The organism is Luteimonas viscosa (assembly GCF_008244685.1).
GTDB lineage: Bacteria > Pseudomonadota > Gammaproteobacteria > Xanthomonadales > Xanthomonadaceae > Luteimonas > Luteimonas viscosa.
In genome coordinates, this window is record NZ_VTFT01000002.1 from 393861 (window position 1) to 417718 (window position 23858).

Here is a 23858-nt window from a genome sequence, read left to right on the forward strand (position 1 = left end):
AGGGATGTGCCGCGGCCGCGAGTGCGGACAAGGACGTCTGCCCGAGCGGTGCGCGACCCTGGGGCGGGGCGCTGCGGCCCATCCGACGCCGCGGCTCCGGCGTTTCAGACTGCACCCGGGACAGGGGCCCGAGAAAAAGCCCGGGCGCCGTCCACGCCTCAGGCCTTTTTCCGCGCCTCGATCCACTGGTCCACGCGCCGTTCCAGCAGCTCCATCGGCAGCGCGCCGCCGCCGAGCACCGCGTCGTGGAAGCCGCGGATGTCGAAGCGCTCGCCCAGTTCCGATTCCGCATTCCGGCGCAGTTCCTGGATCCGGATCATGCCGATCTTGTAGGCCGTCGCCTGGCCCGGCCAGGTGATGTAGCGCTGGACCTCGGAGCGGATCGATGCTTCCGGGATCGCGGTGTTGGCCTTGAAGTAGTCCACCGCCTGCTGCTCGGTCCAGCCCTTGGCGTGCAGGCCGGTGTCGACCACCAGCCGCACCGCGCGCCACAGCTCGGAGCTCAGCCGGCCGTACTCGGAGTAGGGGTCCTGGTAGGTGCCCGGCATCTCCTTGGCCAGCCATTCCGAATACAGGCCCCAGCCCTCGGAATAGGCGGTCGAGCGCGCCTGGGTGCGGAACTCGGGGATCCCGGTCAGCTCCTGCGCGATCGAGATCTGCATGTGATGGCCCGGCAGCCCCTCGTGATAGGCGATGACCTCCAGCTCAGGCTTGGGCATGGCGTTCATGTCCGCCAGGTGCGCGTAGTACACGCCCGGGCGCGAGCCGTCCGGCGTTCCGGGGAAGTAGTGCTGCGCCGCGCCCGGCTGTTCGCGGAACGGTTCGACCCGCTTGACCACCAGGTCCGCCTTCGGCAGCAGGCCGAAGTACTGCGGCAGCACCTTCTTGATGTTGCCGATCGCGGCCGTGGCCTCGTCGATGTAGGCCTGGCGGCCTTCGTCGGTGTCGGGAAACTTGAACTTCGGGTCGGTCGAGATGTGGGCGAAGAACGCCTGCAGGTCGCCGTCGAAGCCGACCCTGTCCTTCAGCGCCTCCATCTCCCCGTGGATGCGCTTCACCTCATCCAGGCCGATCTGGTGCACCTGGTCGGCGGTGAGGTCGGTGGTGGTGTGCATGCGCAACTGATGGCGATAGTAGTCGGCGCCATTGGGCTGGGTGCTGCCGACGCCGCTCGGGTTCTCGGCCGCGTTGCTGCGATCGGCTTCGGCCCAGGCGATCAGCTCGGCGTACGGCGGCTGCACGTGCGCCACCAGCGCGGCGCGGGCCTGCGACTTGAGCTCGTCCGCGCGCGCGGCATCGATCTTGCCGGCCTTGACCAGCGCGTCGGCCTTGGTCTGCAGGTCCGCCCACAGCGCGGAATCCGCGCCCTCGCCGAACGGCGCCCCGCTCACGACCTTGCGCGCCTCGGTCAGCACGCCGTCGTAGGCGAAACGCGGCATGCGGTAGCCGGCTTCGGCGTTGCGCTTCGCGCGTTCGAGCATCTGGCCGAAGGCGCGCGGCACCGCCTCGACGCGCTTGAGGTAGGCGAGATAGTCGGACTCGTCCTCGACCTTGTGGAAATTGATCAGGAAGGTCGGCAGGAACGATTGCGCGCCCTGCATCTGGTTGAACACGTACACGTTGTCGCGGAACTGCGCGGTGTCGCGGGCCACCTCGTACTGCAGCTTCCACAGGTCGTAGGACAGCTTCGCCTCGTCGTCGAGCGTGTCGTAATCGAAGCTCCTCTCCAGCTCCTCGACACTGGCCTTGCGCCAGGCCAGCTGTCGTTCTTCGGCCTCCTCGGACATGTCGTCGAGCTGGTCGTACAGCTCCTTGCGGCCGAGGAAGGTCATCGTGATCGGGCTGAAGCGCAACTGCTCCTGGTATTTCTCTGCAAACCAGGCATCGAGGCGTTGCGCCTGCGACGTGGCGCTGTCCGCAGCGGGCGTGGGAGCAGGCGCATCCTGCGCCAGGACGCCGCCGCCCGCGAGTGCGAGGGCAATGGACAGGGCGAGGGTTCGGGCGGCTACGGGAACGCGCATTCGGGAATCTCCGGGCTCAGGTGCCCGAAGGATAGGTCCGTTGCGTTGGTCGCGCATGTGAAGATCAGCACATGCGCCGGGCCGGGCCGGGCGGGGCGTCGGGCGGCGTGGCGCGCCCGCGCGCGACCTACTTCATGCGGTAGGTGATGCGACCCTTGGTCAGGTCGTAGGGCGTCATCTCGACCTTGACCTTGTCGCCGGTCAGGATGCGGATGTAGTTCTTGCGCATCCGTCCGGAGATGTGCGCGATGATTTCGTGGCCGTTCTCCAGCTTCACCCGGAACATGGTGTTCGGGAGGGTCTCGGAGATCGTGCCTTCGAATTCGATGACGTCGTCTTTCGCCATGCGTCCTGTTGCCGGTGTGGAGGGTGCGACGGTTGTGCCGCAATGAAGCAGACCATTCTGCCACGCAGCCCGGGCCGATGCAAAAAGCCGGCAGGCCGACCCTCGGGTCATTCAGACAGGCGCGAGACCGGAAGCATGCCGAAGGCCCCGGTCCACGGGCCGGGATCCGCCGGCGCCGCGACCAGGGGCGCGAGTTCGCCCAGGAAGCGGGCGCGCGGCATGCGCTCCGCGCCCAGGCCGACCAGGTGCGCGTTCTCGACCTGCGCGTCGACCAGCGGCCAGCCGCGCGCATGCAGCCAGTGCGCGAGCGCGGCCAGCGCCGCCTTGGAGCCGCCGGAGGCATCGCTGAACATGCTTTCGCCGAAGAACATCCGCCCGATGGCGACGCCGTAGATGCCGCCGACCAGCGCCGCATCGGGCGACGGACCATCGAACACCTCGACGCTGTGCGCATGCCCCAGCTGGTGCATGCGCCGGTAGGCTGCCTGCATGGCCGGGGTGATCCAGGTTCCGGCCTGCCCGCGACGCGGCGCGGCGGCGCAGCGTTCGACCACCTGCGCGAACGCGGTATCGGCGCGCGCCACCCAGGGCGAGCCGCGCAGCGTGCGGCGGAACCGGGAAGACAGGCGGACGCCATCCGTGCGGAACACCAGCCGCGGATCCGGCGACCACCACAGGATCGGCTGGCCTTCCGAGTACCAGGGAAAGATGCCGTGGCGGTAGGCGTTGAGCAGCCGCGCGGGCGACAGGTCGCCGCCCAGCGCGAGCAGGCCGTCGGGACGGCGCAATGCGCTGTCGGCCGCCGGGAACGGGGCGCTCGGGTCTGCATCCAGTCGCGGCACGCGGAGGGTCATCTCCGCATTGTAGGAGCGCCTTCAGGCCCGGGCGTAAGCCTGCCTCGCGAAAGGAGCAGGGCGGAGTGATGCCGGAATCGAGCGAGTGCGGCTGTGTTCCGCTCGCCGGACGTCCCGGACTGCGCCTGGAGGTGTCGCTACGGCTCCCGGAACGGTGAGCGCTGGTCCAGCCAGGCCTGGTTGCGCTGGACCACGCCCCGCTCCTCGGCGCACCAGGGCGCCAGCGCCTCGCGGAACCGCGGATCGGCGATCCAGTGGCGGCTGCGGACCAGGGTCGGCAGGAAGCCGCGCGCGATCTTGTGTTCGCCCTGGGCGCCCGGCTCGAACGCGCGCAGGCCTTCGCGCAGGCAGTAGTCGATGCCCTGGTAGTAGCAGGTTTCGAAATGCAGCCCGGGCGCGACCACGGCCGCGCCCCAGTAGCGTCCGTAGAGCGTGTCGCCGCTGCGCAGGCACAGCGCGCCCGCGATCGCCTCGCCATCGAGTTCGGCGAGGAAGATCACCAGTTGCCGCGGCAGCGCCCTGGCCAGGTGCCGGAAGAACGGCAGCGTCAGCGCCGGCGAGTTGCCGTACTCGGCGAAGGTCTGCAGGTAGAAGCGGTGCATCGTCGCCAGGTCCGCCTCGCTGGCGTCGGCACCGTGCACGGTGCGCAGTGCGATGCCCGCGCGCGACACCTTCGCGCGTTCCTGGCGGATGTTCTTGCGGTGCTTGTGGTCCATCGCCGCGAGGTAGTCGTCGAACGTGCGCCATCCGGCCTCGTTGCGCCAGTGGTACTGCAGGTCGATGCGCGCGAGCCAGTCCTCGCCGAAGGCGTCGTCATCGGCCGCGCCATGGAAATTGACGTGCGCCGACGACAGGTCCAGTCGCCGGGTTTCCGCCACCAGCGCATCGGCAAGCGCGCGCCGTCGCGCCGCATCGGGCGCAAGCAGTCGCGGACCGGTGACGGGCGAGTAGGGCACCGCGCACAGCAGTTTCGGGAAATAGTCGAGCCCGTGCCGCGCGTAAGCGTGCGCCCAGGCGTGGTCGAACACGAACTCGCCGTGCGAATTGGTCTTGATGTACGCCGGCGCCGCGGCCACCAGCGCGTCGCCCTCCCACAGGGTGAGATGGTGCGGGTTCCAGCCCCAGTCCTCGCGCAGGCAGCCATGGGCTTCCAGGCCGTGCAGGAAGGCGTGCGACACGAAGGGATCGTCGTTGCCGCGCAGCGCATCCCAGTCCCGGGGCGCGACGGTGGCGAGCGTGTCGAGCAGTCGGACGGCGGCCATGGTCGGAGGTCAGGGACGCAGGTGCAGCACGTCGATCGTGGGTGGGTTGAACAGGCGCATCGGCAGGCCGATCTCGCCGACCCCGGCGGTGGTGAAGACGCGAACCTCGCCATCCACGCCACGCACCACCTGTTCGCCGCGGTCGAACCCGTGCGCGCTCGGGATCACGCGACGGTACAGCCACGGGATGCGGATCTGGCCGCCGTGGGTATGGCCGGCCAGGAGCAGGGTCGCGTCCGTCCGCGCAAGGCCGGTCGCACTGTCGGGGTTGTGGGCGAGCACAAGCGTCGGCAGGGGCGACGGCGAAATCCGCAGGAATTCCGGATCGTCCTTGCCCGCCCAGCGATCGCCCAGCCCGGCCCAGCGATAGCCGCCTGCGTCGACGATGCCGCCTTCGATCACCCGCACGCCATGGCCGCGCAACGCTTCGCGCAGCGCCAGGTCGATGTCCGGGCCGGGCGCCTGCTGGTCGTGGTTGCCCAGCACGGCGTACACCGGCACGCGCAGTCGCGCGAGCGGCGCGAACATCGCCGCGAGGGAGTGTTCCGCCGGCTCGTAGGTGAAGTCGCCGGCGATCGCGACCGCCTGCACCGGGAGCGTATTGATCCTGTCGACCACGCGTTCGAGGAAGGCGCGGTCCTTGTAGACGCCCAGGTGGATGTCGCTGACCAGCGCGATGTCCGCCTTCAGGCCGGTGCCTTCGAGCGTCGTCTCGTGCACCCGGATGATGCGCGGTTCCACGAACCGCGCCCACGCGAATGCCAGGCTGGGCACCAGCAGCACGACCGCCAGCCAGCGGTGCCGCGGTCGTCGCAGGCGCCACAGCAACCAGGCGATGAACGGAAGCGCGAGCCAGCTGCCGTGGTACAGGCACTGCTTGAGCAGGAGTTTGTCCACGCGCGCGGGCCGATGCGCCGGATCAGCCGCCCTTGTCGAGGAAGCGCTCCGCGTCGAGCGCGGCCATGCAGCCGAAACCGGCCGAGGTGATCGCCTGCCGGTAATGCTGGTCGGCCACGTCGCCGGCGGCGAACACGCCGGGCACCGAGGTTTCGGTCGCGCCGCCGCCGAGGCCGGAGCGGATCTCCAGGTAGCCGTTGTTCATCGCCAGCTGGCCCTCGAACAGGGCGGTGTTCGGGGTGTGGCCGATGGCGACGAAGAAGCCGTGCACGTCGATCTCGCGGGTGCCGCCGTCCTGCACCGATTTCAGCCGCATGCCGGTCACGCCCGCGTCGTTGCCCAGCACCTCGTCCACCACGTGGTGCCACACCGGCTCGATCCTGCCGGCGGCGATCTTGGCGAACAGCTTGTCCTGCATGATCTTTTCTGCGCGCAGGGTGTCGCGGCGGTGCACCAGGTAGACCTTGCGGGCGATGTTGGACAGGTACAGCGCCTCCTCGACCGCGGTGTTGCCGCCGCCGACCACGGCCACGTCCTGGTCCTTGTAGAAGAAGCCGTCGCAGGTGGCGCAGGCGGACACGCCGCGGCCCTTGAACGCTTCCTCCGACGGGATCCCGAGGTACTTCGCGGTCGCGCCGGTGGCGATCACGATCGCGTCGGCGGTGTACTCGCCGCTGTCGCCCTTGAGCCGGAACGGGCGCTGCGACAGGTCGGCGGTGTGGATGTGGTCGAACACCACCTCCGTCTCGAAACGTTCGGCGTGCGCCTGCATCCGCGCCATCAGGTCGGGGCCCATCAGTCCGTGCGCGTCGCCCGGCCAGTTGTCGACCTCGGTGGTGGTCATCAGCTGCCCGCCCATCTGCATCCCGGTGATCACCACCGGCTTGAGGTTGGCGCGCGCGGCGTAGACGGCGGCAGTCCAGCCCGCCGGGCCGGAACCGAGGATGATCAGGCGGATGTGCCGGGGCGCAGAAGGGGTCATGTATACTCGCGGGTCATGGAGTTGCGGCGTATCGAAGCCCATAGCTTGGCGGCGCGACGGCGGCAACACAAGGCGCGCGCAGGCGTTCCGCGCGCAACGCAGTGTCCACGGCCCGCGACGGCGGGCAGGCGGTTCCGGTCGAACCCGTGCAGGCGCTGCACGGGTTTTTTCATGCGCGGCCGGCGCGACGCCTGAGCCACCAGGAAACCCACCATGCGCATCGGCATACCGAAGGAAACCAAGACCCTCGAAGGGCGCGTCGCGCTGGTGCCGGCCGCGGCCGGCGACCTGGTCCGGCGCGGGCACGAAGTGTGGGTCGAACGCGACGCGGGCGTGCGGTCGGGCTTCGCCGACGCCGAGTACGCGCGGCTGGGCGTGCACATCGCCTCCGACGCGGCCGCGCTGTACGAACGCGGCGAGCTGATCGTCAAGGTCAAGGAACCGGTCGAGGGCGACCTCGCCCTGCTGCGCGAGGACCACCTGCTGTTCTGCTACCTGCACCTGGCGGCGGAACCGGCGCTGACCCGGCGCCTGCTCGACATCGGCCTGACCGGGATCGCGTTCGAGACGGTCGAGCTCGACGATGGCGACCTGCCGCTGCTGGCGCCGATGTCGGTGATCGCCGGCAAGATCGCGATCCAGGTCGGCACCCACTATCTGCACCAGCCGCTCGGCGGCAAGGGCAAGCTGCTCGGCGGCCTGCCGTCCACCGCGCGCGGCAAGGTGGTGGTGTTCGGCGCCGGCCAGGCGGGCGGGGCGGCGGCGTCGCTGGCCGCGGCCGGTGGCGCCAACGTGGTGGTGTTCGAGAAGCGCATCGACCGCATGGACGAGATGATGCGGCTGGGCCACAACGTCACCGCGCTGTATCCCTACGACGACCTGGTCGCCCGCGAGGTCGCCTCGGCCGACCTGGTGGTCGGCGCGGTGCTGGTCACCGGCGCGGTCGCGCCGCACGTGGTCACCCGCGGCATGATGGAGGCGATGGAGGACGGCAGCGTGCTTGTGGACATCTCCATCGACCAGGGCGGCTGCTTCGAGACCTCGCGCCCCACCACCTGGAAGGAACCGACCTACGTGGAGGAGGGCGTGATCCACTTCTGCGTGACCAACATGCCCGGCGCGGTGCCGCAGACCTCGTCGCAGGCGATCTGCGCGGCGATCCTGCCCTGGGTCGACCGGCTGGCCGGCGGCGACTGGCGGGGCAGTGCGCCGCTGGTGCGGGGGATCAACGTGGAAGCCGGCAAGCTCGTGCATCCGGCCCTGCAATCGATGAAACTTTGACTTAAGATCAAGGCATTGGATCGAATTCCTAAGGTCGTGGATGACGGTGGCACGGGCGATTCCTGAGCGTGGCAAGCGCCAGCGCGCGGTCGAGAGGGAGGCGGCATCGCCCCCCGATCCCCGCCGCCAGCGGCTGCTGCGCGACATCGCGATGATCCTGATCGCGCCGCTGCTGCTGTACCTGCTGGTGTGCCTGGCGACCTATTCGCCGGACGACCCGGGCTGGTCCACGGCCTCGGGCGGGGTCACGGCCGTGCTCAACAACGCTGGCGGGCCGATCGGCGCCTGGATCGCCGACGTGCTTCTGTACCTGACCGGCTTCGTGGCCTACCTGCTGCCGCTGGTGCTGGGCGCGGTGGCGTGGATCGCGCTGTTCGGCATGGATTCTGACGGAAATGGCCGGGTGGACTTCGGTCCGGCGCTGCGGCTGGTGGGCATCGTCGGCTTCCTGGTCTCGGCCAGCGGCCTGCTGTACCTGCGCATGGGCGCGGTCGAGAACCTGCCCGCCGGCGCCGGCGGCGTGCTCGGCAGGCTGGTCGGCAACTCGCTGGACCGCGGCTTCGGCGCGCTCGGCGGCAACCTGTTCACGCTCGCCCTCTTGCTGGTGTCGGTGACGCTCGCCACCGGCCTGTCCTGGCTCGCGGTGGCCGACCGCATCGGCGGCTGGGTGCTGATGCTGCCCGCGCTGCTGCGCCGCGGCCGGCAGCAGGCCGTCGAGCGGATGGAAGCGCGCGAAATGCGCGTGGAGCGCGAGGAGGTCCGCAAGGTCGACCTCGGCCTGCGCGCAAAGCGCGAGAAGGTGCGGATCGAACCGCCGCCCCCGCCCGTGGTCGAGAAGAGCGACCGCGCCAAGCGCGAGCAGCAGATCCCGCTGTTCCACGTCGGCGACGGCAGCGGCATCCCGCCGCTGGCGCTGCTGGACGATCCCAAGCCGCAGCCCAAGGGCTACGACGAGAACACGCTGGAAACCCTGTCGCGCCAGATCGAGTTCAAGCTCAAGGATTTCCGCATCGACGCGCAGGTGGTCGGCGCCTATCCGGGTCCGGTGATCACGCGCTTCGAGATCGAGCCGGCGCCCGGCATCAAGGTCAGCCAGATCAGCTCGCTCGACAAGGACATCGCCCGCGGCCTGAGCGTGAAGTCGGTGCGCGTGGTCGACGTGATCCCCGGCAAGTCGGTGGTCGGCCTGGAAACGCCGAACACCCATCGCGAGATGATCTACCTCAGCGAGCTGCTGCGGTCGAAGGAATACGACAAGGCCGCCAGCCCGCTCACGCTGGCGCTGGGCAAGGACATCGCCGGCCGCCCGACCGTGGCCGACCTCGCGCGCATGCCGCACCTGCTGGTCGCCGGCACCACCGGCTCGGGCAAGTCGGTGGCGGTCAACGCGATGGTGCTGAGCCTGCTGTACAAGGCCTCCGCGAAGGAACTGCGGATGCTGATGATCGACCCGAAGATGCTCGAACTCAGCGTCTACCAGGGCATCCCGCACCTGCTGGCGCCGGTGGTCACCGACATGAAGGAGGCCGGCAACGGCCTGCGCTGGTGCGTGGCGGAGATGGAGCGCCGCTACAAGCTGATGAGCGCGGTCGGCGTGCGCAACCTGGCCGGCTTCAACAAGAAGGTGCGCGACGCGCAGGACGCGGGCCAGCCGCTGCTCGACCCGCTGTTCCGCGCCAACCCGGAATCGGACGAGGTCGCGCAGCCGCTGGAGACGCTGCCGTTCATCGTGATCTTCATCGACGAATTCGCCGACATGATGATGATCGTCGGCAAGAAGGTCGAGGAACTGATCGCTCGCCTGGCGCAGAAGGCGCGCGCCGCCGGCATCCACCTGATCCTGGCCACGCAGCGGCCGTCGGTGGACGTGATCACCGGCCTGATCAAGGCCAACATCCCCACGCGCATCGCGTTCCAGGTCTCGAGCAAGATCGACTCGCGCACCATCCTCGACCAGTCGGGCGCGGAAACCCTGCTCGGCCACGGCGACATGCTGTACCTGCCGCCGGGCACCGCGCTGCCCGAGCGCGTGCATGGCGCCTTCGTCTCCGACGAGGAAGTGCATCGCGTGGTCGAGCACCTCAAGCAGGGCAGCGGCGGCCCGGACTACATCGAGGGCGTACTGGACGAGTCGCAGACCATGTACGACGGCAGCAGCGTCGGCGCGACCGGCCTGCCCGAGGCCAGTGCCGCATCGGGCGACGAGTCCGATCCGCTCTACGACGAGGCGGTGAAGATCGTCACCGAGACCCGCCGCGCCTCGATCTCCGGCGTGCAGCGCCGCCTCAAGATCGGCTACAACCGCGCCGCGCGCCTGGTCGAGGCGATGGAAGCCGCCGGTGTGGTCTCCGCCCCCGAACACAACGGCGACCGCAGCGTGCTGGCACCGCCGCCGCCGAAGTAGGCCCGCCAGAGCGCGCCGGGCGTTCGGAGCGGCGCTTGCTTTTCCTTCTCCCGTTCTACGGGAGAAGGTGCCGAAGGCGGATGAGGGCGCGCCGCAGGCGCGGGAAGCAGCGCGGCGTCTCCGGCCCTCACCCCAGCCCTCTCCCGCAAAGCGGGAGAGGGAGCAACACCCGCCGCGTGCCCCGGCTTTTCCTTCTCCCGCTTGCGGGAGAAGGTGCCGAAGGCGGATGAGGGCGCGCCGCAGGCGCGGGGAGCAGCGGGCTCCCCCGACCCTCACCCCAACCCTCTCCCGCCAAGCGGGAGAGGGGGCATCCCACTTCGCTCGGCTGGCAACTCGCCGCCAGCCGAAACCCCGGATGAACACATCCGCGCCATCAACCGGTGCCCGCCTTCCCGCGTCCACCTCGCGCCTCCCTTTGCGTTTGAACAGGGGCAGGGATGGCACGAGCGCGTTCAGCTTGTTCTGCGCAGACTGGCCGCCACCTCCCTCCACCAGGAAGCCTTCCATGATCCGCAGTTGTCGCTGGTTGCTCGTCTCTGTCGCCCTGCTGGCCGGCCTTGCGCATGCCGGCGCGCGCGAACGGCTCGACGGCTTCACCAAGGGCCTGAAGGGTCTCGACGGGCAGTTCGTGCAGCAGGTGTTCGACGACAACGGCCGGGTGCGCGAATCGTCGAGCGGCCGCGTGGCGCTGGCCGCGCCGCGCCTGTTCCGCTGGGAATACGAAAAGCCCTATCCGCAGCTGATCGTGGCCGACGGCAAGACCGTCTGGGTGCACGATCCCGACCTCGACCAGGTCAGCCGCCGTCCGCAGGGCGGCGCCGAACAGGACAGCCCGCTCGCCGCGCTGATCGACCCGGCCCGCCTCGACCGCGACTTCCTGGTCGAGGACGCCGGCGAAGCCGACGGTCTGCAATGGCTGCTGCTCAAGCCGAAGCAGGGTGGCGACGAGCCCGCGTTCCAGTCGGCCAGGCTCGGCCTGTCGGGCGAGGGCCTGGCGCGGATGGAAATCGTGGACGCGTTGGGCCAGCGCACCGAGATCCGCTTCAGCGGCTGGAAGCGCAACCCGTCGTTCACCCGCGACACCTTCACCTTCACGCCGCCCGCGGGCGTGGACGTGGTCGGCGAAGGCTGACCCGTCCGGCGCCTCGGCGACGACAACAGGACCACCGCATGCATGGGCAACCGCAACCGATGACACGACGCAGGCGCACCATCCGGGTGCTGCTGCTGGCGGCGTGCCTGGCGACGGTGCCGGTGCTGGCGCAATCCGCCCCCGTCGCCACGCCGCCCGCCGTGCAGCCCACCGTGCCCGCGCCCCAGCGCCTGGCGACCAGTGGCGACGAAGCCCTCGACAATGCCGTCGCCGCGGTGGTGGTCGCAGCGCTGGTCGAACAGATGAACACCCCCTCGATCGCGGTGGCCATTGAATCGTTCGACGTCGTCATCGCCAGCGTGCGCGACCGCACCGTGAGCGGGCAGGGGCGCATGCGCCTGGGCGACGACGCCGAGTGGATCGGCTTCCGCTACAGCACGCTCTACGACACCACCTTCGCCAGCGCCGGCTACCCGCGGATCATGATCGGCGGCGTCTCCGCCGGCGAACGCGAAGTGCCGAACGATTCGGTGCTGGTGCGCCAGCTCGAGGAGCGCGTCGCGGTGGAACTCGACCGCCAGTTCGGCGACACCGAGGCGCGCCTGCAGCTCGACGACATCACCACCGTCGAGGGCGGCCGCCGGCTGCTGCGGATCAATGCCGCGGGCATCGCCGACTTCGGCCGCAACGGCAACACGCCGGTGCGGATCGAGGCCCTGTACGACCAGGTCGCGAACGCCTGGCAGCGGGTGAACTACGAACTGGGCGTGGCGACCGCGCGATAGGGCCGCGGAGAGCCCGGGCGGCAGGCGATGGACCGCCGACGCGCAGGAAGCTCCGCTTCGCCGGCATGCGCCGACGTTCCGTGGGATGCCCATCCGGGCATCCGTGCCGATGGCGGCGGGGTCCCCGGGGAAAGTCCGCCTACCGTTCCTGCTCCGAGCGCGCGTCCCGCGGGTCTGCGGACTCGGCGCCGCGCCACGCCGGAAGAATGCGCGACAGGATGCGGCGCAGGTCGAAGCCGCGCGCGGCCCCCGTCGCAGCGACCGGTCGGCTTGCGCGCCACCCGGGCACCGGTGCCTGCGGCTGCACTGCAGGCGCGGTTGCGGCAGGCGCCATGGCGGCTGCCTGGGCAAGCGGCCCGGCGCCACGCCGCACGGCCACCGGTACCACGCCCGGTGACGCGGCCGGTGGCGCGAGCGGTGCGCTCCCGTTACGACGTACGCGCGCACCCGGCGGCGTCATGCCGAAGCCGGCGCGGAGCCAGTCGTTGATCGCGCCTGCGCCCAGGCGCGGATCCCAGCTGGCCTTTGACTGCCGGTACAGTGCATCGAGCAGGCCGTCGAAGCCGTTGCCGATGCCCAGGTGCGCCGCGTAGCCCTCGAGGTCGCGCCCAGCATCGGGAAAGGCGGGCGCGGCCGTGGTGGCACCGCTGTCTCCGGTCGACGACCGCCATTGCGACAGGTCCAGGGTGGAGCCATCGAGCACGAACGGACGTGTCGCCGCGGTCGCATAACGGTTGGCGCCGGCGAAGGACACGCCGCTACCCTCGAGGCGGATGGCGGCGTTGCCACCCGGCGCCTGGACCGTATTGTCGCGGAACACGGCGTTGGCGGCGGCCGACAACTGCAAGGTCGGACTGCCGTTGCCCGCCGCCAGGTTGGCGAACACGTTGCCGCCGATCACCACGTCCTCGATCCGCTCGCCACCGGTTTTCAGCGCCCAGGTATTGGTGATGCCGGAGCGCTGGTGGATCACCAGGTTGCGGTCGATCTCGCCGCCCAGCCAGTCCAGCGCTTCGATGCCCCAGGACAGCGAACGATTGGTCGGGCGGCTCCTGCCGAGATCGGTCATCACGTTGTGGCGGATCACCACGTCCTGGAACCGGGCCGGTCCCGCGGAATTGCCGCCGATGCTGATCCCGATCTCGCCCTCGGCATACAGGTTGTCGTCCATCACCACCGCGCGCGCGGGCGAGTCGGTCGCACCCGTCCACTTGCTGCCGATCGAGGAAGCGCGCAGGAACAGGTTGCGCTGGAACACTACCCCGTTGGGCGCGGTGAAGTAGGTGTTGTGGTTGAACATCGTCGCCTGGCCCTCGGCCTGGGCGTTGTTGCCCTCGCGCGACTGGATGCGCCAGCCGTTGTGGTCGAACAGGTTCTCCTGCAGCAGGATCGAGGGCTGCACCGGCTGGCCGCCGCCCGCGTGGTACAGGCCCTGCGAATGGCCGGTGGTGGCGTAGTTGCCGGAAACGATGCTGCGCCGGATCACGAAGCGGGTGATCGGCGCGTTGTTCTGCGAGCGTCCGCCGGTCAGCACGTTGTTGGCATAGGCGCGGAACACGCAGTCCTCGATCAGCACGTCGCGCACCTGGCGCGCGTCGCCCTCCGGCCGGGTGTACACGCTGATGCCGCTGGAGCCTTCGAAACCGGTGAAGTGCGGGCCGTCGCTGTCGCGGGTATGGGCCCAGAAGCGGATGCCCACGATCGCCACGTTCACCAGCGAGACGTTGCCGATCCCCTTGTCGGCGCCGGTGCGCAGCTCGGGTCGGGCGCCGGTGCCCCACGCGGCCACCACGGCGCGTGCGCCTGGCGATCGACCGCGGCGTACCTGCAGCGACTCGTTCCACACCCGCCCCGAACGCAGCAGCAGCCAGTCCGGCTGGTCCTCGCGCAGGCCGGCATGCGCGGCCGCCAGGGTGCGGAACGCGCGCACCGCGCCGCGCGGCGATTGCGGGTCGGCCCCGATCTCGGGGTCGGCGGGCAGGTAGATCGCGCCGGTGGCATCGTCGCCCTGCTGCGAATCGACATAGACCAGGCGGCTGTCGGCGGCTGGCGAGAGCCGGGTCCAGCCGGCGTCGTCCTGGGCGGGCAGCCGGAAATCGGCCACCGTCACCGGGTCGGCCGCCAGGCCGGTGGCCGGGGCCAGTGCGAGGAACAGCGCGAGGCCGGTGGCGACGACGGCGGCCAGCGGGCGGGGCAGGCGCGCGGGCAGGGCGTGCAGGGACATCCGATATCCTCCAGCAGGTGCGCACGAGGGGCTGCGGCGTCGCGCGGGTCCACCACGTGCATGGCGCCGGGAGCCCGCGCATGCGCGACGCCCTCCCGGCCGCGGTTCCCCCCCGGTTCCGTGCGCAGCGACCTTACTGCACGGGGGCGCCGGCGTCACGGTTGCGGACCACCGGTCGCACGCATCGTGACGGCGATCCCACGCAGCCGGGGAACGGCAACGCCAGGCGCGCATTCGCACGCCCTGCAAACGCGTCTTGCTATCGTGCGTTCCCGGTTCCGCCTGCTGCTTTCCCCGTGCCACGCACCAAAGCCACCCCGCCCGACGACCGCGGCGACCTGCTGACGGTCGACCGCACCGCACTGCGCCCGCTGGCCGAGCGCATGCGCCCGCGCACGCTCGAGGAGATGGTGGGGCAGCGGCGGCTGGTGTCGCCGGACTCCGCGCTGCGACAGGCGATCGAGGCCGGCAGCGTGCATTCGATGGTGCTGTGGGGCCCGCCGGGCTGCGGCAAGACCACGCTGGCGCTGCTGCTGGCGCGCTACGCGGATGCCGAGTTCCGCTCGGTCTCGGCGGTGCTGTCCGGCCTGCCCGAAGTGCGCCAGGTGCTGGCCGAAGCCGCCCACCGCTTCGCCGAAGGGCGCCGCACCGTGCTGTTCGTCGACGAGGTGCACCGCTTCAACAAGGCGCAGCAGGATGCTTTCCTGCCGCATATCGAGCGCGGCACGATCGTCTTCGTCGGCGCCACCACCGAGAACCCCTCGTTCGAACTCAACTCCGCATTGCTCTCGCGCTGTCGCGTGCACGTGATGGAAGCGGTGTCGGCCGACGACATCGAACTCGCGCTGCAACAGGCGCTCGATGACGGCGAACGTGGCCTCGGCGGCCGCGGCCTGCGGATCGAGCAGGCCCAGCTGCACCTGATCGCGGTCGCCGCCGACGGCGACGTGCGCCGCGGCCTGACCCTGCTGGAGATCGCCGCCGAACTGGCGGGCGAGGGCGGCACCGTCACCGATGCGGTGCTCGAACAGGTGCTGGCCGACCGCACCCGCCGCTTCGACAAGGGCGGCGAACAGTTCTACGACCAGATCTCGGCACTGCACAAGTCGGTGCGCAGCTCCAACCCCGACGCCGCGCTCTACTGGTTCGCGCGCATGCTCGACGGCGGCTGCGACCCAATCTACCTCGCGCGCCGGATGACGCGCATGGCGGTGGAGGACATCGGCCTGGCCGACCCGCGCGCACTGCAGATGTCGATCGACGCCTGGGACACCTACGAGCGCCTCGGCAGCCCGGAGGGCGACCTCGCCCTGGCGCAACTGGTGATCTACCTGGCCAGCACCGCCAAATCGAACGCCGCCTACCGCGCCTTCGGCGCCGCGAAGCGCGACGTGGGCGAATACGGCACCCAGGACGTGCCGATGCACCTGCGCAATGCGCCAACGAAGCTGATGAAGGAACTCGGCTATTCGAAGGGCTACCAGTACGACCACGACAGCGAAGGCGGCGTGGCCCTGGACCAGACCGGCTTCCCCGACGCCATGGGCGAGCGCGTCTACTACCAGCCGGTGGCGCGCGGGATGGAGCTCAAGCTCAAGGAAAAGCTCGATGCGCTGCGGCGGGCGCGGGCGGAGCGTCGCGAGCCCCCGGCCGACGACAGCTAGTTCCTTGCTCGTCGCGCCTGGCCGGACACGCGCCAGGGCACGCTTGCTCCCGCCAGCCGAGGGCTCGAGGGACCGCAGCCGGGGTGCATGACGGCTTGCGACCTGCACACCGCCGAGTCGTCCAGCACGCAGTGCCTGAGGTCATTGTCCGGCGCGGCCCGAACAGCTTCGCGCTCGCCGGGCCCTACGCCATGGCGGACAGCGTCTGACCGCAGCGACGCGCGGCAGTCGCCCTCGAGATCCGCTTGGCTCCTCACCGGGGCTCCGGTTCACCGATGCGCACTGGGTCCGGGGGCCAAGTGGAGCATGCGTTTGTCTTGATGCTAGGAATCATTATCATTAACATCCGCATTCTTCACGGCTACTGGCGCAAAGATGACCCGTCGTTCGCACCTCACCCTTTCGATCGCGTCGATCCTGGCCTTGGCGCCGTTCGCGGCGGCCGCCCAGCAGCCGGACGCGCCCGGCGCCACCTCGGCGACGGCGGTTTCCTCCGCCGACGGCGACGCCACCGAGCTGGATGCCGTGCGCGTCGTCGGTCGTGCGCAGCGCCTCTACAAGGCCGAGGACACCAGCCTGGCGACCCGCACCGATACCCCGCTGGAACTGGTGCCGCAGTCGGTGCAGGTGATCAACCGCGACCTGATCGACGACCAGGGCGCGCACCAGGTGACCGACCTCTACCGCAACATCAGCGGCATCAGCTTCTTCAGCTACGCCGGCGTGGTCCTGCGCGGCTTCCGCCAGGAAAACGTGCTGTACGACGGCCTGCGCGGCGACCCCTATGCGGGCTTCTCGGTGCCGCAGCTGTTCAACATCGAGCGCGTCGAGGTGCTCAAGGGGCCGGCCGGCGCGGCGTACGGCTCGGGCGATCCCGGCGGCGTCATCAACTACGCCACCAAGAAGCCGACCGCGCTGCCCGAGCGCGAGTTGCGCCTGCAGGCCGGCAACTTCGACTACGGCGCGGCCTCGATCGAGGCCTCCGGTCCGCTGGATGCAGCGGGACGAGTGCGCTACCGCGTCGGCGTGCACGTCGACCACGAGGAGGGGTTCCGCAACAACACCTCGCAGGACAGCCTGATCGGCGACGTCGGCTTCGCATTCGATGTCGGCGACACCGGCGAGCTGCTGCTCCAGTACACCGACCTGCAACAGGAGCTGGACGCGAACAGGCTGCGCGGCGTGCCGGCCAGCGACGACGGCGTCTTCCTGACCGACCGCGAGTGGAACACCAACGAACCCACCGACTACCTCGAACTCGACGCCCGCATCGGCCTGGCCCGCTACACCGCGGCACCGACCGATGCCCTGGATGTCAGCCTCGCCGTACGCTGGTTCGAGAACGCCGAGCGCCAGCAGTACCACGAGTCGCGCGGCATCGCCGCCGACGGGCGCACGGTGTGGCGCGAGTTCCGCGACCAGGCGCGCGACGTTGAAGGGCTGGCGACTGCCGGGCACGCAGCCCTGGACATCACCACCGGCAGCATCGCCCACACCCTGCTGTTCGGCGGCGAGATCTCGCAACTCGACGCCTACTTCATCGGCCGCACCGCCACGGGCGTGGAACGCGGTGGCCCGGTGCCGGGGCTGGACCTGTTCGACCCGGTGTACGGCCTGAGCGGCGGTGCCGATTACGGCCTCGACACGCTGCCGTTCCGCCCCGCCACCCGCACCCGCAGCCGCCAGGACGGTCTGTACCTGCAGGACCAGATGGACCTGGGCCGCTGGCACGTGCTCGCCGGCCTGCGCTGGGACCGTTTCGAAGACACCAATCGCGTGGCCGACACGGCCATCGACGGCAACGACCTGACCTGGCGCGTGGGCACCACGTTCGAGGCGACCGACGCGGTCAACCTCTACGCCAGCATGGCGACAGGCTACTCGCCGCAGTCGGCCGGAAGCCAGAACCCGCTGGCCGGCGGGCCGTTCGATCCCGAGCGCAGCCGCCAGTGGGAAATGGGCGCCAAGTCGAGCCTCGCCGGCGGGCGCATCACGCTCAACGCCGCGGTCTACCGGATCGAGCGCAGCAACGTGGTGCAGGGCACCGGCGAGGACGCCGGCAACGACGGCGTCGACGACCTGGCCGCGCTCGGCCTGGTGCGCAGCGACGGCTTCGAGCTCGACCTGCTGGCCGATCTTACCGAGCGCTGGGTGCTCAACCTGGCCTACGGCTACAACGACGCGCGCGTGCTCGAGGGCGACCCGGCCGCCGCCGGCAACACCACCGGCGACAGCGACCGCTTCGCCAACGCGCCGCGGCACAAGCTCGGCCTCTGGACCCGCTACGACCTGCCGGCCATCGCCTCGTCGATCGCGTTCGGCGTGGACCATGTCGGCGAGCGCGTCTCGCTCGAGGGCCAGGCGGTCAAGGCCTACACCATCTTCGACGCCAGCTGGCAGACGCAATGGCGCGACTGGACCTTCCAGGCCAACATCAAGAACCTGTTCGACAAGGTCTACGCGGCCAGCGGCTTCATCGAACGCACCGGGCATTTCCCCGGCGAGCCGCGGCGGCTGTACCTGCAGGCGCGCTACCGCTTCTGACCCACGGGCCGAACGAGCCAGCGCATGCCACCGGCCCCGCCATCCGCAGCCGTCGCCGCCATGCCCGCGAAGGGCAGGCGGCGCGTGTGGTTCGACCTGCACAGCTGGGTCGGGCTGAAGCTGTGCGTGCTGATGGCCTTCGTCTGCCTCACCGGCACCCTGGCGGTGTTCTCGCACGAGATCGACTGGGCGCTGCATCCGCAGATGCGCGTCTCGCCCGGGCCGCAGCACGCCAGCTGGGGCACGATGGTCGGTGCGGTGCAGCGCGCCCATCCCGACTGGACCCTCAACGGCCTGTCCGCACCCAAGGGTCCGCGCTCGGCGGCGATGGCCAGCATGAAGACCGGCGAAGGCCGGCTGCGCTTCGTCTGGGTGGATCCGTATCGCGGCACGGTGACCGGCGACACCCACTGGTTCAACGCCCAGCGCTTCCTGCGCAACACCCATCGCCACCTGATGATGCCGGTGAAGTTCGGCGTGCCGATCGTGTCCGCGCTTTCCATCGCCCTGCTGGTGACGCTGGTGACCAGCCTGGTGATCTACAAGAAATGGTGGCGCGGCTTCCTGTCGATGCCGCGTCCGGAACGCCAGCGCCGCTTCTGGGGCGACGTGCACCGGCTGGCCGGCGTGTGGAGCCTGTGGTTCATCGCCCTGATCGCCGTCACCGGCGGCTGGTACCTGGTGGAATCGCTCGGCGGCGGCGCCGGCGGCCAGCCGGACGTGCTGCCGGAACAGACGGCCGACGCGGACGCCAAGGTGCCAACGCCGATCACCCCCGCGGCCATCGACCGCGCCATCGCGCAGGCGCGCAGCGAATGGCCGGGCCTGGAGGTGCGCAGGCTCGCGCTGTCCACGCGCGGCCTGGTGATCGAGGGCCAGGCCGAGGCATGGCTGGTGCGCGACCGCGCCAACGCGCTGGGCTTCGACCCGGGCGGCCACGCCATCACCGGCCGCCGCACCGCCGGTGACCTGGACGGGCACCACCGCATCTCCGAAATGGCCGATCCCCTGCATTTCGGCACCTTCGGCGGCCTGCTCACGCAGGTGATCTGGTTCGTGTTCGGGCTGCTGCTCACCACGCTCAGCCTGACCGGCGCCTACCTCTACGGCCTGCGCGTGGCCGACGTGCTTCGCGCCGCGGCGCGACGGTCCGGAAAGTCCGGGGCCGCCGCATGACCGCGCCGCGCGACGCATGGAAGGCCGCCTGGCGCGGCATGGGCGCATGGCGCTGGGTGTGCCTGGCGCTGGTGCTCATCGCGTTCGTGCTGCTGCCGCAGGAACTGCTGCGCTAGCAGGCCCCGGTCGCCCGGCCGGACGCGTTCCGTTCGCGGAGACCTTCCCGGAGTTCGCGCAAGGCCACGCGACTGCGCAGCGCAGCGATTGAGCAAGCGCGGCCTGCCCGCCGGTGAGGGCGCGCCGTTTACGCCGCAGCGGCTTCGAGGATCAGCCGGGTTCCGACGCTGGTCGACGGCTCAGGCGGCTTCGGCCACCGACGCGAACCAGTCCACCGGCAACATCGGCGCATGCGCACGGCTGTCGTGCTTCGCCAGCAGCGTGTCGAGGCCGTGGTCGCCGATCTCCGGAATCGCAGCGCGCGCGAGGGCCAGCACCTCGGACGCGAGCTGGCGCATCGCCGCCATCGAGCGCTGGGTGCGTGCGAGGTAGGCGGCGTCGTCGAGCTCGTCGGTGAGCCCGCCGTTCATTTCGCGGCACCACTCGACCTGGTACTGATCAAAGCCACGCGCCAGTCGCAGGTCCGGCGTCGCATCGCGCGTGCCCCATTCGCGCAGCAGCGCCTGCATCGCCAGGTTCAGGGCACGGCCTTCGGCGAATGCGGGCTTGAGCCTGGCGAGGATCGACAGGTCGGCCTGGCGGCGGCTGAAGAACAGCGGCGCCAGCAGCGACCAGTAATACACGTAATCCCACAGCACCTTGATCGGCATGACCTGCGGGTGGCCGAAGATCGGGTACTGGTCCTGGTAGAGCGTCAGCGTGTTCTCGTAGAACGAGAAATACAGCTGCTGGTAGATCTCGGCATAAGGCGCGATGGCGTCGCCCGCGCGGTCCTTGCCGATCAGTTCGCAGACGTAGGTGTTGCTGATCGCGATGAAGTCGCTGCCCGGCGAGTAGAACGGATCGAGGAACAGCCCCGCCTCGCCCGTCAGGGCCCAGCGGTGCCTGGAATACACCTGCCTGCAACCGTGCGAGAAGTGGCGCAGGAACAGGAAGTCCTGGAGCGTGTAGTCCGGTCTGTCGAGCGCTTCGTGGACGCGCGGCTGGTGCGTGCGCAGCCAGTCCATGGCCTTGTCGAAGGTGTTCATGGTCTCGAGTGGATGCATCTTCGCGTCGCAGACGATGCCAAGCGAATGCGAACCCGATGCCAGCGGAATAAGCCAGAACCAGTAGCCCGGCCCGCACATGTGGTTGGTCGAGTTCACCCGGCGCGCGGGCGTGAAGCGGTCGCGCCACCGCGGATCGTCGGACCACTGGTCGAGATCCGACTGCCCATCGATGCGCCACCACACGGCATTGCAATCGTGGTCATTGGCCATCGCCAGGCCGAGCTTGCGCTTGATCAGGCCGGCGCGGCCGGATGCGTCGACCACCCAGCGTGCCTTCAGCACCCGGCGTTCGCCGGCGTGATCGAAGGCGACGGTATGCGGCGCATCGGTTTCCGACAACTCCAGCGTGCGCACCACCGCCTGGTCCCGGAAATCCACGCCCATCTCCCGCGCGCGATCGCCCAGGAAGTTCTCGAAGCGGCCGCGATCGAGCTGCCACGACGGCGTGGGCAGCAGCCTGCTGACGCCCATCTCGCTGCAGTCCTGCACGTCGTATTCGCGATCGGTGAAGAAGTAGCGAAGCCCGTACTTGCGGACCTGCTCCGTCTCCAGATGCTCGCGCAGGCCGAGCACATCGGCGAAGTAATGCGCGCCGATCTCGACCGTCGACTCGCCGACCTTGTGGGCGGCTTCGCGCACGGGGTGGGCGCGGCGTTCGAGTACCGTGACCGCCAGCGAGGGGTCGCGCTGGCGCAGCTGCAGGGCAAGCGTGAGTCCGGCAAGGCCGCCGCCAAGGATGGCGACGTCGACAAAATCCACATTTTCCGTCGAAGAAGCAGGTACCGGCTCCGCCATCGTTCCAACCTTCGTGCTGTCAGGCTGGGTAGCTTACGACAGGGTCCTTCCCGGGGCGGGGAGCCCGGGAGACATCGTTTCATCCGGCCACGCTCGGGCAGGGGTGAGGGCAGGTGGTCGACGCGAATGCATGCGCTCCCCATTGGCCGGCGGCAGACCCCGCGCGACCGTGGCGCACCACGCCTTAGCTGCCGCTTCAAATGCCAGCGATGCCCGGCGTAGGTCACCCGCAACCCGTCGATCCTGGACCGTGCACCGAAAAGCCCCAACGTCGAGGCCGGCAGGCGCATGGATGACGAAAAAAGCGTCAGCGTTGACTCCCGCGAGGTCTCGCCTGATGGCCGGCCGCCCGGCGCCCAGCGCCGGCCCCTCATCGAAGGAGCCGAAAGGCTCTCGGCAGCCCCTCGAAGCCGCTCCGTCGCACTCGGCCAGCCCACCGGAATCCCTCGACCCCTCACCGTTGCCGCCCAAAGCCCCGCGTCCCCAACGAAAAGGGCCGCGCAAGCGCGGCCCCGTGACTCCCTGGCGACTGCCAGCCCTCAGGCCGCGTCCTCCGCCCCCTCAGATGCCCGCGGCCCCTTGGCGAACCGCGTCCCGATCTCCTTGCGCAGCCCTTCCAGTCCCTGGTTGCGGCCGGCCACCTTCAGCAGGGCATAGCCATCCAGCGCGCAGCGCATGATGTCGCTGCCCAGCGCGGTCTCGCTGTCCACCGCGCGTTCGGCCAGGCGCTGCAGCCGCTGCAGGCGCGGGCGCAGGGCGTCGAGGGTGGCGAGGTCCGACTGCGCGGCGGCCAGCTTCAGGCTCGGTGGCACCACCTGCGGGTTCTGCCCCAGCACGCTCAGCGTCTGCCGGCAGAACGATTCGGACTTGTCGCCCATCCGCATCAGCTTGCGCCGCTGCTGCACGCTCATTGCGATCAGGCCCGACAGCTGGGTTTCCAGCTCCAACAGGGCATTGTCCACCGCCGACAACTGGGCCTCGGACAGGGTGAGGTCGATCAGATCCTGGCTCACTGCATTCTCCTTTGCATTCCATGTGGGATGCCGAGGCCGGCACGCCCCGCGTGCCTGCAAGCCCAACGGCACCGCCCCGCCGCTTCCCTGTGGCGTGAACGATCTGAGCGCCGGCAGGGCCGGCGGCGGGTGCGGGGTGAGTCTGCCAGAGAATAGGGAGGAATGGTGGTCGCGGGATGGGCCGCTATGATCGATTGCGGGCATTGCGTTCCGATTTGTGATCATACGAAACTCGTGCAGCGAATGCGGAAGCGAAATGGGGAGCTTCGATGCGTCTGTCAGAGCCTGATCGTGCTGGCGCGCCGGCGCATACTATTGATGGGACGGTAAACGTCGCAAAATGATGCGAAAGCCATTGTCAGCCAGAATGGCTTCGCGCCGTCTCAATACCGACAAGGGGGGGCGCAGTTCTCGTCGCCTCGTCGATTGACCGCGTGGACATTTGACCGGCCACGTCAAAGAATGGAATACGCACTTGAACGAAGAACGAGTGAACCAAGCTGTAGAGACCGATCCATTGGGACCCGCGGAACGTGCGCGCTCAGATTTCGTCCGCGAAATGGTGCAGCGTCATGAATGCTCATCGCTCTGTTCGGCGATGTGGGCTGGTCCCACTCCAAAACGGATTGTGCAGTTTTGGGACGACCTACAGAGATTACCTGACGACGTAAGAACCTGCATGGATTCTTGGAAACAACTCAAACGAATCGGATTTACGTTGGAGGTGTTCGACAAAACCTCTGCGAGCGCCTTCATCCGCAATCGCTTAGGAACTCGCTATGAAGACGCCTTCAACAAGTGCTATCACCCTTCAATGATGTCAGACTACTTTCGTTACTCATACGTCTTTGTGGAAGGGGGGTTCTACATCGATGCTGATGATGTTTACCACGGAGCGCCGATTGACGAACTGTTCATGGATGGACGAGTGAAACTCCAGCCGTTTTGCTATGACGTGGCAACGTCTCAAATGGTGGCGCCGTCGATATTTACTGAACCGGGAGCCAATCAACCTGGGTGGATTTTCTACTTCAATACGACGCCTCTGATCGCATCACGTCGTCATCCCATCATTGAACGAGCGCTTCTTAACGCCACGGTGTCTCTAGAAATGGGCTGCGCGAACAGCTTGCCCGAGGTCCAGGCTACGACGGGGCCGGGAAATCTCACCCGATCAGTGTTCGAGGTAATTAGCGAGGGATGCGCGCCTGACGCGATGATGGTTGTACACGATTGGGAGCTGATATCCACTAGTCAGTGGCCGCTTAGCTACCGCAATGACTCAAGAAACTGGAGGCTGTCCAATCAGCAAGAATACATGGCACCCCCGACTTCGGACGTGCAATGAATC

Annotated in this window: 17 protein-coding genes; 8 read left to right on the top strand and 9 right to left on the bottom strand. The window is 69.1% G+C overall.

The window, feature by feature from the left end; all coding sequences use genetic code 11:
- Positions 1-158: 158 nt before the first annotated feature.
- From FZO89_RS16370 to trxB, 6 genes are all read right to left on the bottom strand, one after another.
- Complete coding sequence (locus FZO89_RS16370; protein WP_149104497.1) at positions 159-2021, bottom strand: DUF885 domain-containing protein; 1863 nt, start codon at positions 2019-2021, stop codon at positions 159-161.
- 127 nt (positions 2022-2148) lie between these two features.
- On the bottom strand, positions 2149-2367 hold the full coding sequence (gene infA, locus FZO89_RS16375; RefSeq protein ID WP_112926214.1) for a translation initiation factor IF-1: 219 nt from the start codon (positions 2365-2367) through the stop codon (positions 2149-2151).
- Between the two features lie 107 nt (positions 2368-2474).
- Complete coding sequence (gene aat, locus FZO89_RS16380) at positions 2475-3221, bottom strand: leucyl/phenylalanyl-tRNA--protein transferase (protein ID WP_149104498.1); 747 nt, start codon at positions 3219-3221, stop codon at positions 2475-2477.
- A 137-nt stretch (positions 3222-3358) separates the two neighbouring features.
- Positions 3359-4483: a GNAT family N-acetyltransferase gene (locus tag FZO89_RS16385; protein ID WP_149104499.1), complete on the bottom strand. Its 1125-nt coding sequence runs from the start codon at positions 4481-4483 to the stop codon at positions 3359-3361.
- Positions 4484-4492: 9 nt separating this feature from the next.
- Positions 4493-5380 (bottom strand): metallophosphoesterase, encoded by an 888-nt coding sequence (locus FZO89_RS16390; RefSeq protein WP_187471231.1) that lies wholly within the window; start codon positions 5378-5380, stop codon positions 4493-4495.
- Between the two features lie 22 nt (positions 5381-5402).
- The gene (trxB, locus tag FZO89_RS16395) at positions 5403-6362 is read right to left on the bottom strand and encodes a thioredoxin-disulfide reductase (protein ID WP_149104501.1); all 960 of its coding nucleotides are present in this window, start codon (positions 6360-6362) and stop codon (positions 5403-5405) included.
- A gap of 213 nt (positions 6363-6575) precedes the next feature.
- Here trxB and FZO89_RS16400 point away from each other — a divergent pair, with 213 nt between their 5' ends.
- The 4 genes from FZO89_RS16400 to FZO89_RS16415 all read left to right on the top strand — a co-directional run bounded on the left by FZO89_RS16400 (position 6576) and on the right by FZO89_RS16415 (position 11925).
- Positions 6576-7643: an alanine dehydrogenase gene (locus tag FZO89_RS16400; protein WP_149104502.1), complete on the top strand. Its 1068-nt coding sequence runs from the start codon at positions 6576-6578 to the stop codon at positions 7641-7643.
- 46 nt (positions 7644-7689) lie between these two features.
- On the top strand, positions 7690-10047 hold the full coding sequence (locus FZO89_RS16405) for a DNA translocase FtsK (protein WP_149104665.1): 2358 nt from the start codon (positions 7690-7692) through the stop codon (positions 10045-10047).
- A 505-nt stretch (positions 10048-10552) separates the two neighbouring features.
- Positions 10553-11179, top strand: coding sequence for an outer membrane lipoprotein periplasmic chaperone LolA (gene lolA, locus FZO89_RS16410; protein ID WP_149104503.1), 627 nt, complete (start codon positions 10553-10555; stop codon positions 11177-11179).
- A 59-nt stretch (positions 11180-11238) separates the two neighbouring features.
- Positions 11239-11925 carry a hypothetical protein gene (locus FZO89_RS16415; protein WP_149104504.1) on the top strand — a complete coding sequence of 229 codons (687 nt, stop codon included), beginning with the start codon at positions 11239-11241 and terminating at the stop codon, positions 11923-11925.
- A gap of 139 nt (positions 11926-12064) precedes the next feature.
- On the opposite strand, the gene FZO89_RS16420 is transcribed toward FZO89_RS16415, so the two are convergent.
- Positions 12065-14149 (bottom strand): hypothetical protein, encoded by a 2085-nt coding sequence (locus tag FZO89_RS16420; RefSeq protein WP_149104505.1) that lies wholly within the window; start codon positions 14147-14149, stop codon positions 12065-12067.
- 296 nt (positions 14150-14445) lie between these two features.
- Here FZO89_RS16420 and FZO89_RS16425 point away from each other — a divergent pair, with 296 nt between their 5' ends.
- The 3 genes from FZO89_RS16425 (at position 14446) to FZO89_RS16435 (ending at position 19533) form a co-directional block, all read left to right on the top strand.
- On the top strand, positions 14446-15813 hold the full coding sequence (locus FZO89_RS16425) for a replication-associated recombination protein A (protein ID WP_484496930.1): 1368 nt from the start codon (positions 14446-14448) through the stop codon (positions 15811-15813).
- A gap of 375 nt (positions 15814-16188) precedes the next feature.
- A complete protein-coding gene (locus FZO89_RS16430) occupies positions 16189-18357 on the top strand; it encodes a TonB-dependent siderophore receptor (RefSeq protein ID WP_149104506.1) in 2169 nt (722 codons plus the stop codon).
- A 24-nt stretch (positions 18358-18381) separates the two neighbouring features.
- Entirely contained in the window at positions 18382-19533 is a 1152-nt protein-coding gene (locus FZO89_RS16435) for a PepSY-associated TM helix domain-containing protein (protein WP_149104507.1), read from the top strand.
- 296 nt (positions 19534-19829) lie between these two features.
- On the opposite strand, the gene FZO89_RS16440 is transcribed toward FZO89_RS16435, so the two are convergent.
- Positions 19830-21494 carry an NAD(P)/FAD-dependent oxidoreductase gene (locus FZO89_RS16440; protein ID WP_149104508.1) on the bottom strand — a complete coding sequence of 555 codons (1665 nt, stop codon included), beginning with the start codon at positions 21492-21494 and terminating at the stop codon, positions 19830-19832.
- A gap of 539 nt (positions 21495-22033) precedes the next feature.
- The gene (locus FZO89_RS16445; protein ID WP_149104509.1) at positions 22034-22507 is read right to left on the bottom strand and encodes a hypothetical protein; all 474 of its coding nucleotides are present in this window, start codon (positions 22505-22507) and stop codon (positions 22034-22036) included.
- Between the two features lie 475 nt (positions 22508-22982).
- Here FZO89_RS16445 and FZO89_RS16450 point away from each other — a divergent pair, with 475 nt between their 5' ends.
- Entirely contained in the window at positions 22983-23855 is an 873-nt protein-coding gene (locus FZO89_RS16450) for a glycosyltransferase family 32 protein (protein WP_222928163.1), read from the top strand.
- Positions 23856-23858 lie beyond the last annotated feature (3 nt).